Origin of the sequence: Weizmannia sp. FSL K6-3076 (genome assembly GCF_038007245.1) — a bacterium.
Taxonomy (GTDB): domain Bacteria; phylum Bacillota; class Bacilli; order Bacillales; family Bacillaceae_C; genus Weizmannia; species Weizmannia faecalis.
Genome location: NZ_JBBOWU010000001.1, coordinates 3,426,449 through 3,441,981 on the forward strand (window position 1 = coordinate 3,426,449; position 15,533 = coordinate 3,441,981).

Genomic DNA, 15,533 nt, shown 5'->3' on the forward strand with positions numbered 1-15,533 from the left:
GGTTTTTTTGTATTTAGGGCTTGCTGAATAAGCGAAATTCCTAGATTTGGAAAGGATGCTGACAGCTTTGGCAATCATTTAAATGCAAGGGGTTTACAACAAATCCAGGGAAATGCCTGCACGCGAAAGCCGATTCAACGTCCGGAGAAGATCAAATCACCCCTTTTCGCAAATGGATTCTTCTATATTTTGAGACAGAGGTTGCAGATAAATTGGGCACAAACTCAGCGTCGGATTCGTTCAGCAAGCCCTATTTATATTTTTCCACCAAAACCAAACAGGCATTTGCAGAGATTTTAAAATCATTTCAGAGAGGGCTAGTTTGAACACCCCGCTGCACCAGAATAAAAAGGCAGGCCTCTTTCATGCCGTTGGACAAGATAAAAAGGTGTCCTTTCGCCAGCTACTGCCGGCTTTAGGACACCGCATTTTGATTATGATTCCGTTATCGGTTTTACCTGCTGGGCTGTATTTTCCGGAAGGCTGTCGCGCGGGATGGTTTTCCGGATAAAGAAAGCAAGAATAAAGGCAATCACAGCCAGGTAGGTGGCAACCATAAAGGCATCATTGATCCCCATCACCGTTCCCTGCCTTGCAGCAAGCGCCGCATGAATTTTATCCGCAGGGGAAATTTGACTGGAGACCATAATATCCTTCGTATGCGCAATCCCTTTATTCGTCATGACCGAGACAAAAAAGGCCGTCCCGACAGCGCCTGCTACCATCCTGAAGGTGTTTACCATCGCAGTGCCGTATTTATTCATCGCAAGCGGCAGGTCATTCAACCCGGCCGTAAAGATTGGCATCATCAAAATAGAAATCCCGAAACTACGGATCGTATAAACAGTGACGACATAAGTAAAAGAGGTATCCAATTTCAGACGGGTCAATGCAACAGTAGTCACAATGGTAATGGCAAGCCCGATTAAAGCAAGCCATTTTGCACCATAGCGGTCAAACAGCCGACCTGTAATCGGCGACATAATTCCCATGATGACCCCGCCCGGCAAAAGCATCAGCCCGGACATAAGCGGCGAGAAACCGCGCACGTTTTGCATATAAATCGGCATTAAAATCATACCCGAAAACAATGCCATCGTCACAATAATATTAATCACCATCGTTAACGTAAACACCGGATAACGAAAAATGCGGAATTCCAAAATAGGATGGTCTATGACCCACTGGCGCCAGACAAACAAGCCGAAAGCAATCACCCCGACTGCCAGCGTCGTCATTACTTCCACACTGTCCCAGCCTTTCGTGCCGCCGGTTGAAAATCCGTATAAAATACCGCCGAAACCGAGCGAAGACAAAATGACACCGATTTTATCGAGTTTCGGCCGGCTCGTTTCCGTCACATTTTTTACAAAAACAAAAGCGAAAATTAAGTCAATGATTGCGATCGGCAAAATGATGAAAAACAGCGTCCGCCACGAATGGGTTTCCACAATCCACCCGGAAAGCGTCGGGCCGATTGCCGGTGCAAAGTTCATTGCGACGCCGAAAATCCCCATCGCAAAACCACGCCGGTCAGGCGGAAACAGCACGAAAATAACGTTAGTCATCAGCGGAAAAATAATCCCCGCTCCGGCCGCCTGGACCACCCGGCCAATGAGCAGCACAGAAAACCCGGGTGCGACTGCACAAATCAGCGTCCCGGCCACAAACAGCCCAATCGAAAACAAAAACAGCTGCCTTGTTGTAAAGCGGCTCATAAGGTACGCCGTGACCGGAATGACAATCCCGTTTGTGAGCATGTAGATCGTAGAAAGCCAGTTTGCCGTAGAAGCAGAAATGTGTAAATGATTCATAATTTGCGGGAGGGCAACATTAATCAGCGTCTGGTTTAAAAATGCCACCAGTGCGCCGGCCATCATCACCGCAAAAAAAGGGACAATCCTGACAGAACTATTTTTTGTATTCATTGTTTCCATTCCAATCCCCCATTCATGATGTTAGTGTAAACGTTGTATACCGGAACTATGCCGGAAATGCAGATGGTTTTCTTTTGGCAGAAGTTTTGAAGAAAACTCCCGCCACTCAAGCGGGAGAAAGAAAGCGTTTCGATTATTTAGAGAGGGTAAACTTTCGGTACTCTAACTATTTTATTCATTTTAAGCCTGAAGTCAAGAGAAAAGTTTACTTAATTAGGGCAAAGTGCGATTGCGGAAAAAGCGCTGCCCATCAAAATTTTACCGGGTAGAATTACCGTTACATTCGGTAATCAATCTTTTTTGCAATCAAAGACAAGCAAAAGCGGGGGAGCATTTTAACAGGGCTGGTTTCGCGATTAACAGATGTAATATCAATGATGGAAATCAAAATGCGATCACAGTATGTTAAGATTTTAAAGGAGCGTGGAAAGTTGAAGGCCTTCCTTCACATAGAGCCCGGCTATGTTAAGGAAACACGAAAAAAAGATGGTCTTTCTTAACATAGAATGCGTCTACGTTAAGGAAGCAAGCAAAAACGAAAGCCTTCCTTTACATGGAACCCGGCTATGTTAAGGAAGCGTGGAAAATTGACGGCCTTCCTTCACATAGAGCCCATCTATGTTAGGGCTTGCTGAACGAATCCGATTCTGAGTTTGTACTCGATTTGTCAGCAAGATTTGTCTTAAAATATAGAAGAATTCCTCTCCGAAAATGCGTGATTCTGTCTTCTCTATACATTGAATCAGCTTTCAAATGCAAACTTAAATTTTTGCCAAAGCTAGGAATTTTTCTTATTCAGCAAGCCCTAAATAACCAGAACCAGACCCGATAAAGCATCTGGAAAGAGGGGCGCGGTGGTGACAATACTTGGCGCACCCGCGGTCCCAAAGCTGGCAAATGCAAAATAAGAATTGACAAACCCGGTTGGAACTGCCATAATAGCAAGGACAAAAGATGAATGAATGCCTTTAAAACAGTCCCGTGAGGCTGGCAAGGTTCCGGATAAATGTGCACTTCCATGCACCTTGCTTTCATTCGGGCAAGGTGCTTTTTTTTGCCAAAAGGGCACTTCCTGGAAAACCCCTGCCTCGCATTTTACCAATCCATTGAGGGGGAGAAATATGGAACAGCATGAAATTCAAGTTAACCAAAAACTACCTTTTCTCAAAAGCCTGCCGCTAAGTTTTCAGCATTTGTTTGCCATGTTCGGTTCAACCGTTCTCGTTCCTGTCCTGTTTAAAATTGATCCTGCGACCATTTTATTCATGAACGGGATCGGGACGCTACTTTATATCCTGATCACAAAAGGAAAAATCCCGGCCTATCTCGGGTCCAGCTTTGCTTTTATCTCGCCGGTATTTGCCGTTCTTGCAAAACATGCGGGCCTTACCGGATACAGTTACGCATTGGGCGGATTCCTTGCAGTCGGCATTATTCTTGTCATCATTGCACTTATCGTTAAAATTGCCGGCACGGGCTGGATTGAGGTTGTCTTTCCGCCTGCTGCAATGGGTGCGATCGTAGCCGTGATCGGGCTCCAGCTTGTCCCGACTGCGGCACAGATGGCAGGCCTCGTCCAGTCGGATGCTTCCGTAAAACACTGGAGCCCGGACCCTGATACCATCACGGTTTCCTTATTAACACTTGCAATCACTGTGGTCTGCTGGGTTACCCTGCGCGGCTTTCTTAAAATTATTCCGATCTTAATCGGGATCATTTGCGGCTACCTGATTTCCCTGGCATTCGGGATTGTCGACCTCAAACCTGTCCAAGAAGCAGCCTGGATTTCATTGCCGACGTACTATCCGATCAAACTGAACTGGTCCGATATCATGATGATCGTGCCGGCAGCGCTCGTCATCATTCCGGAACATATCGGCCACTTAATCGTCACGGGCAATATTGTCAAAAAAGATTTAACCAAGGACCCCGGGCTTGACCGGTCTTTGCTCGGAAACGGCATTTCCACGATTCTGTCCAGTTTTGTCGGTGCCACACCAAATACGACGTACGGTGAAAATATCGGTGTGCTCGCGATTACGCGTGTCTACTCCACATGGGTGATCGGCGGCGCTGCGGTTCTCGCCATTATCCTTTCCTTCTGCGGAAAATTGGCGGCGCTCATATCATCGATTCCGCAGCCGGTTATGGGCGGCATCTCTCTCCTCTTGTTCGGTGTCATTGCGGCAAGCGGACTCAGGATGCTGGTCGAACAAAAAGTGGATTACGGAAAATCGCAAAATTTGATTCTCACCTGCCTTGTTCTCGCTGTTGGCTTAAGCGGCGCAACGATCAATATCGGCACCGCCTCATTAAGCGGGATGGGGCTTGCAACAGTCGTTGCCATTATAGTAAGCCTGTTCTTTAAACTGCTGAACGTGCTCCATTTGGAAAACGAATAAATAAGGGGCGCCCCAAAAGCCGGAAACTGGCGGATGGGACGCCCCTTCTGTAATATTGGACGGGGTGCGCGAGAGCCCGCATACCATTTGCCCGGCCCGCTTTTCCGATAGCTTATAGCAGCCACAAACACCACTCCAAAATATGAAAAAACCTTTGTTTAAAAGAAAAAGCCCGGTTTCCCATACGGATACCGGGCTTACTTTTGATTATCGAATCAAGTTTGTTTTAGCCAAATCAATTAATTCATTGGCACGGCCGTTTAATACGGCTTTCAGCATCCACAGCGTAAAGCCGTGTGCTTGTTCATAAGTAATTTTAGGCGGCAAGGACAATTCCTGGCGGTTTACAGCAACGTCAATAACGGCCGGTCCGTCATGTTCGAATGATTCACGGAGTGCCCCTTCCAGATCAGCTGGGTCTTCCACACGGATCCCTTTCATGCCCATCGCTTCGGCAATCGCTGCATAGTTCGGGCTGTCAAGGCCGGTTCCGGTTTCCGGATAACCGGCTGCTTTCATTTCCAGTTCAACAAAGCTTAATGCCGTGTTGTTAAAGACAACGACTTTAACTGGCAGCTTATGCTGGCGGAGCGTTAACATGTCACCCATCAGCATCGACAGACCGCCGTCCCCGCTGAGCGAAATAACTTGCTTACCAGGTTGTGCAACAGCCGCGCCGATCGCTTGTGGAAGCGCATTGGCCATCGTACCGTGGTTAAATGAACCGAGCAGGCGGCGTTTGCCGTTCATTTGCACATAACGTGCTGCCCACAACGTTGGTGTACCCACATCGCAAGTGAAGATAGCATCTTCATCTGCCAGATCACTGACCAGCTTTGTCAAATATTGCGGGTGGATCGGTTTGCGTCCAGGTTTGCCAACAGCCAATTCATCGAGATCTTTTCTTACTTTTTGATAAGCTTTGACATGTTTTTCAAGATGCTTGCTGTTGTCTTTTTCCTGAATCATTGGCAGCAAAGCTTCAACCGTATCTTTTACATCTCCGACAACGCCGAGTGTCAGCGGGGTCCGGCGTCCCAAATGTTCGGAACGGATGTCAACCTGTAACACTTTTGCGTTTTTCGGATAGAATTGGCGGTACGGGAAGTCTGTACCGAGCATCAGCAGCGTATCGCATTCCATCATGGCGTCATAGCCGGAAGAATATCCGATCAAGCCTGTCAACCCTGCAAAGTAAGGATTATCGTATTCCAAAAACTCCTTACCGCGCAGTGCAACGACCATTGGCGATTTCAATTTATTGCACAGTTCCATAATTTCGTCATGGGCACCTTGGCAACCCGCACCGCAAAGCAGCGTTACTTTTTTCCCGTCGTTTAAGTAAGAAGCAAGCTGTGTTAAATCTTCTTCTGACGGTTTCACGACCGGTTTGGCAAAATGGACCGGTACTTGCGGCACTGCTACGTTGTCATCCAGGCCTGCAACATCACCAGGCAAAACAAGAACGGAGACGCCTTGGTTTGCGACCGCTTGTTGCATCGCCATATTTACCATTAAAGGCATTTGTTCCGGGCGTTGTACTGTTTCAATAAAATGCGCACAGTCTTTGAAAATCAATTCAGGCCGTGTTTGTTGGAAATACTCGCTTCCAATTTCACTGCTCGGAATATGGGCGGCAATCGCCAAAACCGGCACACGTGACCGGTTGCAGTCATACAGCCCATTGATAAGGTGCAAGTTTCCAGGACCGCTGCTTCCTGCGCAAACCGCAATGCTGTTATTTAAGGTAGCCTCTGCACCGGCTGCAAAAGCAGCCACTTCTTCATGGCGCACGCCGACCCATTCAATCCGCCCTGAACGCCGGATAGAGTCGAGCACTGCATTTAAAGAGTCCCCGACGATCCCATAAATTCTTTTTACACCTGCATTTAATAATGAATCAATCAGCAAATCCGCTATCGTTTTTGCCATTTGTCAATCCCCTTCTTTTCCATTTATTTTTCGTTAGTATCTCCTAAATGCCGGCTTTCAATCTCCTAATTCCTTTATCCGCATTGCGGCAAACCTAGCCAATGATCCCTTCCTTCTTCGCTGTTCTTGCACCCTTCGGCATTTGGCATACAAACTGTTATAGTAAAAAATAAATCTGTACTATATTTGTTCATAAAAAGTTCACATTTATATATTAAACCTATATATGCGGTAAAAACAAGGTTTTTGCATGAAAAAAATTATAAAATGCTTGTTTTGCACAAAACTGTATTAGTCCATATGTAAAAGATATTAATACACATTTTTAAAGCGGTTGCATTTTTTCGCTGCCGCAAAACAGACAAACCCTTTTTCATGCAATTTGCGTTATGATGGTATTGATGGATGATAAAAGGAATGAAGAATATGAAACGTTATACAATTGACCAACTGGCACAAATGATTGACCATACCAATTTAAAACCGTTTGCGGATCAAGCGGCAATGGAATCACTTTGCAGGGAGGCGCAGCAGTTCCATTTTAAAATGGTGGCAATTAACTCCGTCCAAACTGCCCTTTGCAAACACTTGCTGGAGGGTACAGATATCCATGTCGGCGCAGCCATTTCTTTCCCGCTCGGGCAGACCACGCTTGAAACCAAAGTGTTCGAAACACAAGATGCGATCGAAGACGGGGCAGACGAAATTGACTATGTCGTGAATCTGTCCGAAGTAAAAAATAAGAACTACCGTTATATCGAAAAAGAGATGGAAACCATTACGGACATTTGCAGGGAAGAAGGTGTCATTTCAAAAGTGATCTTTGAAAACTGCTATTTGGAAAAAGATGAAATCGAGGCGCTGGCCCGGATTGCCAGAAAGGTAAAGCCCGATTTTATTAAGACTTCTACCGGGTTCGGAACAGGCGGGGCCACAATAGAAGATGTCCGGTTTATGAAAGAAATTGTCGGGGACGATGTAAAAGTGAAAGCTGCAGGCGGTATACGCGACGCTGAAACGTTCCTGGCGATGATTGAAGCAGGCGCCGAACGGATCGGCACAAGGTCAGGCGTACAAATCATGGCCAGTCTCCAGACAAAAGCAACAGATGGCGTGATGACGATCGAATAATGGTAAATCTAGAGCCTTAGTTATAGATTCATTTCGCATATCTTTTTTAAAGCCATCCTTTAAAAAAGATATGCTCCTTTTAGTTCATTAGAGATTTATTTCTAAACTATCCGTATATTTAAAAAGGAGACAATTTAAATATATGAATGATAATAGCAACGGAAGCAGCCTTTCGTTCGTAGATATAATTAAGACAACTAAACCATCTAAGATTCTCTTTTTTTCAGCATCTGTTCTTTCCCTTTTGGGATGTGTGATCAGTCTTACTGTCCCTCTGCTTATTGAAAGATTAATTGATCAGTTAAAATCAAATATAGACATCAAACTGATCGTTTGGATTATTGTTTTTTCATTACTAGAGAGTGTGGCATCTTCAATTTCACAATTTTTACTTTCCGTATCTGCAGAAAAAGTAATATTTAATCTACGGGAAGCACTGTGGAATAAAACATTACAATTGCCCATGAAATACTACCAGAAAAATAAATCTGAGGAGCTTGTGAGTAGATTAACAAATGATACAACTACTGTAGCGTCGATTGTAACGGATGAGATGGTTGATCTAATATCCTCATTTTTTACGCTCTGTGTTTCTATCGTCATTTTGTTGTTTTTAGATATTCCAATGACGCTTGCTCTCATTATTGTTGTCCCGCTATCCCTTTTTATTATTATTCCATTTGGTAAACGTTTTGGGGAGATTGCCTACAAATCACAAGACAGAATATCTGAACTTACAATGTTCTCTTCACAAATATTGAGGAATATTAAAATAGTAAAGTCATTTGGAGCCGAAACAAAAGAGTTGCAAAGTGGGAAAGATAAATTTTATTCACTTTACAAACTGGGAGTTAAAAGTTCGATTCTTAATGCTGTTATTGGTCCATTTCTAGGTACATTTGGTTTCTTATTACTCATTTCAGTTGTCGGATTAGGGGCCTTGCGGGTCAGCAACGGGGATATTTCAATTGGAAAATTAGTAGCATTTATTATTTACTTATTCCAAGTGATTGCCCCATTTATAAATATCAATATGTTTTTTACATCTTATCAGGAAGCAAAAGGCTCTCTAAAAAGGATTTTTGAAATCCTAAATGAGGATGTTGAACCTGATCGCTTCTTAACAAATTCCGTTAAGAATAAAAATTCATTTAACACCTTAATATTGTCTCATATTACATTCTCTTATCATGAGGAGCAAGTTTTAAAAGATATTTCTTTTCATGTCAATAAAGGAGAGATCGTTGCATTAATCGGAGAAAGTGGGGCTGGAAAATCAACAATCTTTAATCTTATTGAATGCTTTTATGAACCGCAATCAGGAGAAATGTACTTAGATCATGTTTCTTTTAGAGAAGTGGAGCCGGGATTATGGAGACAGTCCTTTAGTTATGTACCACAGGATTCACAACTTTTTGACGGCACGGTAAAAGATAATATCACTTATGGTTTATCATCAGTAACGGAAGAAGAAATTGTTCATGCAGCAAAACTTGCCAATGCTCATGGTTTTATATTAGCACTTCCTGATGGATATGGAAGTGAGATAGGGGAGTACGGGAATCGTCTATCAAGCGGGCAAAAACAAAGAATTGCAATTGCCAGGGCTTTTCTAAGAAAACCTGATTTTATACTAATGGATGAATCAACCGCCAATTTAGATTCAGAATCTGAATATTTATTACAAGATTCTTTGAAACATTTATCTGAACATGTGGGCGTCATTTTAATTGCCCATCGTTTATCAACCATCATGAATACAGACCGGATTTTGGTATTGGAAAATGGTAAAATTACTGGAGATGGCAAGCATGAGACTCTATACCAAACCAACGCTTATTATAGAAATTTGATTCAACATCAAGGACTGAATAAGAATCAATCCTGAATTTCGAAAGAAAAATAGAAGTTTAAAATGAAAAAGTTCCCAAACCTGCCTTATTCCCAAAAATGTTAGGATCTGCTTCTCTCCTAAGCCAAATATAATCCTCAGCTGCCTCTGTGTAGGCAGCTGGAGCTAAATGGTGAGCTAAAATGATTTTTTAACCAATTTTATATAAAGCATACTTGTTTCCTCATTTTCCAACTATAATACCACGTTCATGGACAAATTGTTGCCCTTATCATAGTAGTGTTCGTTTGGTTCCGCAGTCCGTTTTCGTCATATTCATACTGGGCAATAGTTGTCCCGCTGATTGTCGTGACTTTTCCTCATTCTGGTAATTAGCAAGATTGCTATGTGCTGCTTTTTATGCTGCAATATTTCATTTCCGGTTGGTGCTGGGAATGATTTTTTTATCGGTAAATCGGCATTCGCAACCCGTTAATTTCGCCGGAAACAGTTGCGGCTTCTTTCATACCCGACCAGGCCGGGCACAAAAGAAGCCACTTCCGTTCGTGTAAAGTTTTATGCGTTTCCTTTTTCCACTGCTTCCGGGACGGTTTGCAACCCATTTTCGCTCCGGGTTTTGCGGATCAGGCCGACAAGCAAATAGACAACCGGGGTCATGATGATCGAAGCTGCAAATTTAAAAATATACTGGGTGAGAATCAGCGTTCCAATCATCCCAGGCGGCACCGTTCCGTAAAAAGCAATCACGATAAAAATAGACGTATCGATCAACTGGCTGAACATCGTGGAAGCATTGTTGCGCAGCCACAGTTTTTTTCTGCCGTGCCTTGTTTTCAGCTTATGAAATACAAAAACATCGAGATTTTGGCTGACCCAATACGAAATCAGGCTGGCCAACACGACGCGGAAACTGCCGCTTAAAATCGTTTTAAAGGCATCTTGGTGCTGAAAAGAAGGGGCAGCCGGGAGATGGATGGCGGCCACGATAAAAACCAGGGCAAGGATTTGGGTGAGAAAACCTGCCTGGACCGTTGCCCGGCCCGCCTTTTTCCCGTAAACTTCCACTGTAACATCAACAAGGGGATACGTAAAAATGTAAATGATGGCGGCAGCGGGCAGCACAATCGCATCGCCAATATGAAACAGCTTCACAGAAATGATATTCGATAAAATCAGCAGCCCGACAAACATGCCATTTAAGTATGCATTCATCTGTATCCCCCTCACCGGTTATCCACTTTTTCAGGATACAGATCGTGATGCATCAGGCGAAAATGGGCCATGTCTTCATATTTGGTGCCCGGCTTCCCGTAATTGCACCACGGATCGATGGAAATACCCCCGCGCGGCGTAAATTTTCCCCACACTTCAATGTAGCGGAGATCAAGCAGCTTGATGAGATCGTCCATGATGATATTGACGCAGTCTTCATGAAAATCGCCATGGTTGCGGAAACTGAAAAGATACAGTTTCAGAGATTTGCTTTCGACAATTTTTTTGTCCGGTATATAAGAAATATACATGGTTGCAAAATCCGGTTGTCCGGTAAGCGGGCACAGACTTGTAAATTCCGGACAATTGAATTTTACAAAATAGTCACGGTCCGCATGCAGATTGTCAACCGCCTCCAATACCCCGGGATCGTAATCCGCCGGGTATCTTGTTTTTTGGTTGCCGAGCAACGTTAAGTCCTGCAATCCTTCTTCTTGTTTTCTTCCAGCCATAAAAAAACCTCCTGTCAAAAATGTTCCCCTCATTTTTTCCAAGAGAGGCGCAGACCCGTGCCAGAATAAGATGAAAAAAGCCACATCCCGTATGGACATGGCTTTTTGATCCATTTATCCATAGTTTTTTATAGAGGGTTTGCTATGAACCTCATGCTTATGCAACTGTTCAATACCTCTCCCGGTCGGGTAGGTGTTCCTTACCATTTTAGAAAATGGTGAGGCGCCTGTAAACCCTTTGAACGAGAGAATCTTTCATTCATTCGAAATAAAAGCGATCAGTCTTCACTTTTTACAGGTTCCGCTTTCGCAAATAATTTTCCCGGCCAGAAGGCATAGCGGCCGAGCACGGTGGTAATCGCCGGCACGAGCAGCGGGCGGACGACAAAGGTATCCAGCAGAACGCCAATCGCGGTTACAATGCCGAACTGGACCAATATTTGGATCGGGAGCACCGTTAAAACCGCAAACGTTCCGGCTAAAATCAGCCCGGCTGAGGTAATGACGGCACCTGTTTCTGTTACGCCAAGGGCAATCGCGCGCCTGTGCGGCAAATGCTGTTTGTTTTTCCAAATGCCCGAGATCATGAAAATATTGTAGTCTTCCCCAAGAGCGACAAGAAATACAAATGCATAGAGCGGAATAAGGTCCTGGATGGCAGAAATGCCCAACCCATAATGGATCAGCAGCCAGCCTGCGCCCAATGCCGCCACATAGGAAAGCAGAACTGTCACAATCAAGTAAACCATGGCAACGAGTGACCGCAAATACAGCAGCAACAAAATGGCAATGATGAAAATGACAGACGGGACAATGACCTTCATATCCCTTTCAGTCACCTTTGCCGTATCATAAAGGGAAGAGGTAACGCCGCCGATCCAGATTTGGTTTTTGGACAGGCCGGCCTTTTGCAATTGCTTTTGTATCACCGGGATGGATTGAATTGCTTTTTCACTGTACGGGTTATCTTTTAATCTTACATTGTAAGATTCATATTGTTTATTTTTTTTCCCGTATTGCGGCCCGGTTACGGTGTCAACAAACGGCAGTTTTTCAAGCGCTGCCTTTACATTCGCGCCTTTTCCTTCCGTATTTGCGATTACCTGGACAGGCGCCAGCTCGCCCGGCGAAAAATGGTCTGCGATGATTTCATAGCCTTCACGCGATGGCATATCTTTCGGGAACGACTCAATCAAGTTCTGCGTATACGCGATTTTAGGTGCGAAGGAAGCGAGCCCGCCGAGAATGATGACGCTCAGCACAATGATCAGCCACGGCTTTCTTGTGACCGCTTCTCCCACTTTCCGGCTCCATTTCCCATGCGCAGCATGACGGCGGATCTTTTTCCCTTTTTTCGCTTCCAGGGCGCGGGCCATTTGTTCTGTTCTCGGGATAAACGGAAAGAAAGAAGCCCGGCCTAAAATGGAAAGCAGCGCCGGCAGCAGTGTCAATGCAGCAATGCCCATGATAAAAATGGCAAGGCTGAACGGAACGGCAAACCGCTGATACGTCCCGTAGTGCGCAAAAAGCAATGTGAACAGGCTGAGCACGACCGTAATCGCACTGACCATGATCGCGCCGCCTGAATGCCGGATGGCCGTGTGCAGCGCTTTTATCTTATCTTCTTCTTCCAGCAAACATTCACGGTATTTCGAAACAAGAAATAAACAGTAATCCGTGCCGGCCCCGAATAAGAGGACAGTCATGATCGAAGTGGCCTGGGAATCCACTGTAATGATGCCTTCTTTTGCAAGAAAACCCAATATCGGCCCGATTGCCCCATAAGCAAATACGACACCGATAAGCGGAACAAGCGCCAAAATCGGCGACCGGTACAATACAATCAAGAGCACTAGCACAAGCAGCACGGTAGAAATCAACAGGGTGATATCCGCTTTGCTAAATAGGGACACCGCATCCGTGGATATGCCCGCAGGCCCTGTGAAGCGGACATGCAGGCCGGTATCCGCCAGTTTCTTATTCAAAACGGCTTTCGATTCGAGGGATGTCACTCTCTTTTTCAATTCTTTCAAGTTATCAGCGAGTTCATCCGTTCCTGCACTTTTTTCCATAAATACCGGCGTAACCATCGTAGTGCCGTCTTTTGAAGCCTGCCCGCCTAGTGCCTGCGGCGGCATTTTTTCGTACGGTGGGATAAAACTTTGTGCGGGAAGCGGGTTTTTCTTTAAATCCCCGTACAATTTAGCAATCGTTCCGTAATCCTGCTGCGTGAGTCCGCCTTCACGGTACCAGGCGATAAGAAGCGGCGTGCCCGCATTCGGGAACTGTTTTTCAGCCACCTTTTCAGCCCGGACGGACATGGCTGAATCCGGCAGATTTGCTGCGCTGTTATCCGTGACTTTATTCACATTCGGAAAAACAGCAGACAAAACGGACACGACCAGGATCCATGCGGCAAGCGTTACCCATCTCCCTCTCCTTCCTGCACATGCTCCCGTGAACTTTACCAGTAAATTTTTCATTGGTTCCCCACCTTTTTTACAGACTTATCACTATATTATTATAGATAAACCGGCCAAACAACCAAATCGGGGCGCAAAGGAGAGCCGGGGGCTGGATTTAAACCATTTTTGGAAAAACAAAAGGAAAACCTGCTTGTAAAAAGATGTTTTCGCGAAACGAAAGCGGGAATAGTACCTTTGTTCTCTTCGCCTTTTGTCATGCTTAAAATCATAATTGATTGAAAATTTTTTCATGTTCACTTATACTAAACGCATCAACTATTACTTCTTTTGGAAGGGGCAGTTTTCTTGGAACGGAATCATACAATCATGCAGTTTTTTGAATGGAATACGCCAGCAGACGGCAGCCATTGGAACCGGCTGAAAGAAATGGCGCCTGAATTAAAGAAAAGCGGGATTGATGCCGTCTGGCTTCCGCCGGTGACAAAAGGACAGTCAGACATGGACAATGGTTACGGGGTGTACGACCATTACGACCTCGGGGAGTTTGACCAGAAAGGCACCGTCAGGACAAAGTACGGGACAAAACAGCAATTACATGAAGCGATCAACGCCTGCCACGAGCACGATATCCAGGTCTATATCGATGTCGTCATGAACCATAAAGCGGGCGCGGATGAAACCGAATCTTTCCAAGTGGTGGAGGTCGACCCGATGGACCGCAACAAAGAAATTTCCGAACCGTTTGAAATAGAAGGCTGGACAAAGTTCAATTTTACAAACCGGAAAGGCAAGTATTCTGATTTTACGTGGAATCATACCCATTTCAGTGGCGTCGATTACGACAACCGGACAGGGCGGAACGGCATTTTCCGTATTGTCGGGGAAAATAAGCATTGGAGTGAGCATGTCGACAACGAATTTGGAAACTTCGATTATTTGATGTACGCGGACATTGATTACAACCATCCGGATGTAAAAAAAGAAATGATCGAATGGGGAAAATGGCTGGCCGATACGACCGGTTGCGACGGCTACCGGCTCGATGCCATTAAGCATATCAACCATGACTTTATCCGCGACTTTGCCGCTGCCTTAATGGAACACCGCGGAGACCATTTTTATTTTGTCGGCGAGTTCTGGAATCCGCAGCTGGAAGCGTGCCAAAAATACCTCGACCATGTACAGTTTAAAATCGATTTGTTCGATGTTGCACTCCATTATAAATTGCATGAAGCATCTAAAAAAGGGCGCGCGTTTGACCTCACGACGATTTTTCATGATACACTCGTTCAAACGCACCCGCTGAATGCTGTTACGTTTGTCGATAACCATGATTCACAGCCGAACGAATCGCTGGAATCATGGGTGGACGACTGGTTTAAGCAGAGCGCCTATGCTTTGATTCTGCTGCGAAAAGACGGTTATCCGTGCGTCTTTTACGGGGATATGTACGGCATCGGCGGCGACAATCCGATTCCCGGAAAAAAAGACGCCCTTTCCCCGCTTTTATCTGTTCGGCGGGAAAAAGCGTATGGCGAGCAAGATGATTATTTCGACCATCCGAACACAATCGGCTGGGTGCGCCGCGGCGTTCCGGAGATCCCGCATTCCGGCTGTGCCGTCGTTATCTCAAACGGCGAGAACGGCGAAAAAAGAATGCTTGTCGGAAAAGAGCGCGCTGGCGAGGTTTGGGTGGACGCTACCGGCAACCGGCAGGAAAAAGTTACAATTGGCGAAGACGGCTATGCAGGATTTCCGGTTAACGGCGGCAGCGTTTCTGTCTGGGTACAGGAAACGGATGAAAACTAAGGAGGGGTACTGTTCCATCTTCCGGAACGGTGCTTATTTCATTCTTTCAGCTTATAACTGTTTTTGCCGCGTTTTTTAATTTCGTACATCGTTTCATCCGCTTTTGCAATCAAGGTTTCTTCATCGCTGCCATGGTCCGGATACAAACTGATCCCGATGCTGCCTGTTGCTTCTATTGAGTGGGGGCCGATTTGGAACGGGCGGCTGAACGCTTCCACCATCCGGTTTTGCAACGCGGTCAAAACTTGGCGCCTGTTGTGATTCATTGAACCAAAAAGAATCTGTGGTAAACTGTTCATACAGAAACCTTTAGAAGGGAT

Annotated in this window: 10 protein-coding genes; 4 read left to right on the plus strand and 6 right to left on the minus strand. The window is 45.2% G+C overall.

Annotation, left to right across the window (positions count from 1 at the left end):
• Window positions 1–434 precede the first annotated feature (434 nt).
• A complete protein-coding gene (locus tag NSS95_RS16230; RefSeq protein WP_328228967.1) occupies window positions 435–1,937 on the minus strand; it encodes a DHA2 family efflux MFS transporter permease subunit in 1,503 nt (500 codons plus the stop codon).
• 1,121 nt (window positions 1,938–3,058) lie between these two features.
• Here NSS95_RS16230 and uraA point away from each other — a divergent pair.
• Window positions 3,059–4,339: a uracil permease gene (uraA, locus tag NSS95_RS16235; RefSeq protein ID WP_046721054.1), complete on the plus strand. Its 1,281-nt coding sequence runs from the start codon at window positions 3,059–3,061 to the stop codon at window positions 4,337–4,339.
• 207 nt (window positions 4,340–4,546) lie between these two features.
• Here the strand turns inward: uraA and poxB are convergent, their stop codons facing one another.
• Window positions 4,547–6,271, minus strand: a complete 1,725-nt coding sequence (poxB, locus tag NSS95_RS16240; RefSeq protein ID WP_071452182.1) for a ubiquinone-dependent pyruvate dehydrogenase — start codon at window positions 6,269–6,271, stop codon at window positions 4,547–4,549.
• A gap of 426 nt (window positions 6,272–6,697) precedes the next feature.
• Here poxB and deoC point away from each other — a divergent pair, with 426 nt between their 5' ends.
• Both deoC and NSS95_RS16250 read left to right on the plus strand, forming a co-directional pair.
• Window positions 6,698–7,402 carry a deoxyribose-phosphate aldolase gene (deoC, locus tag NSS95_RS16245; RefSeq protein ID WP_260832158.1) on the plus strand — a complete coding sequence of 235 codons (705 nt, stop codon included), beginning with the start codon at window positions 6,698–6,700 and terminating at the stop codon, window positions 7,400–7,402.
• A gap of 142 nt (window positions 7,403–7,544) precedes the next feature.
• The gene (locus tag NSS95_RS16250) at window positions 7,545–9,290 is read left to right on the plus strand and encodes an ABC transporter ATP-binding protein (RefSeq protein ID WP_340714027.1); all 1,746 of its coding nucleotides are present in this window, start codon (window positions 7,545–7,547) and stop codon (window positions 9,288–9,290) included.
• 519 nt (window positions 9,291–9,809) lie between these two features.
• Here NSS95_RS16250 and NSS95_RS16255 read toward each other — a convergent pair.
• The 3 genes from NSS95_RS16255 to NSS95_RS16265 all read right to left on the minus strand — a co-directional run bounded on the left by NSS95_RS16255 (window position 9,810) and on the right by NSS95_RS16265 (window position 13,461).
• The gene (locus NSS95_RS16255; RefSeq protein ID WP_014096662.1) at window positions 9,810–10,466 is read right to left on the minus strand and encodes a queuosine precursor transporter; all 657 of its coding nucleotides are present in this window, start codon (window positions 10,464–10,466) and stop codon (window positions 9,810–9,812) included.
• 11 nt (window positions 10,467–10,477) lie between these two features.
• Complete coding sequence (gene queF, locus NSS95_RS16260; protein WP_014096661.1) at window positions 10,478–10,978, minus strand: preQ(1) synthase; 501 nt, start codon at window positions 10,976–10,978, stop codon at window positions 10,478–10,480.
• Between the two features lie 278 nt (window positions 10,979–11,256).
• The gene (locus NSS95_RS16265; RefSeq protein WP_340714028.1) at window positions 11,257–13,461 is read right to left on the minus strand and encodes an MMPL family transporter; all 2,205 of its coding nucleotides are present in this window, start codon (window positions 13,459–13,461) and stop codon (window positions 11,257–11,259) included.
• A gap of 288 nt (window positions 13,462–13,749) precedes the next feature.
• Here NSS95_RS16265 and NSS95_RS16270 point away from each other — a divergent pair, with 288 nt between their 5' ends.
• On the plus strand, window positions 13,750–15,213 hold the full coding sequence (locus NSS95_RS16270) for an alpha-amylase (protein ID WP_061086813.1): 1,464 nt from the start codon (window positions 13,750–13,752) through the stop codon (window positions 15,211–15,213).
• Between the two features lie 38 nt (window positions 15,214–15,251).
• Here NSS95_RS16270 and NSS95_RS16275 read toward each other — a convergent pair whose 3' ends face one another.
• Complete coding sequence (locus NSS95_RS16275; RefSeq protein ID WP_110134276.1) at window positions 15,252–15,512, minus strand: diguanylate cyclase domain-containing protein; 261 nt, start codon at window positions 15,510–15,512, stop codon at window positions 15,252–15,254.
• Window positions 15,513–15,533 lie beyond the last annotated feature (21 nt).

Bases quoted from the DNA above. Each gene is read 5' to 3' on its own strand.
- queF (WP_014096661.1), bottom strand. From the start codon at position 10,978: ATGGCTGGAAGAAAACAAGAAGAAGGATTGCAGGACTTAACGTTGCTC.
- NSS95_RS16275 (WP_110134276.1), bottom strand. From the start codon at position 15,512: ATGAACAGTTTACCACAGATTCTTTTTGGTTCAATGAATCACAACAGG.
- NSS95_RS16250 (WP_340714027.1), top strand. From the start codon at position 7,545: ATGAATGATAATAGCAACGGAAGCAGCCTTTCGTTCGTAGATATAATT.
- NSS95_RS16230 (WP_328228967.1), bottom strand. From the start codon at position 1,937: ATGGAAACAATGAATACAAAAAATAGTTCTGTCAGGATTGTCCCTTTT.
- uraA (WP_046721054.1), top strand. From the start codon at position 3,059: ATGGAACAGCATGAAATTCAAGTTAACCAAAAACTACCTTTTCTCAAA.
- NSS95_RS16255 (WP_014096662.1), bottom strand. From the start codon at position 10,466: ATGAATGCATACTTAAATGGCATGTTTGTCGGGCTGCTGATTTTATCG.
- NSS95_RS16265 (WP_340714028.1), bottom strand. From the start codon at position 13,461: ATGAAAAATTTACTGGTAAAGTTCACGGGAGCATGTGCAGGAAGGAGA.
- poxB (WP_071452182.1), bottom strand. From the start codon at position 6,271: ATGGCAAAAACGATAGCGGATTTGCTGATTGATTCATTATTAAATGCA.
- deoC (WP_260832158.1), top strand. From the start codon at position 6,698: ATGAAACGTTATACAATTGACCAACTGGCACAAATGATTGACCATACC.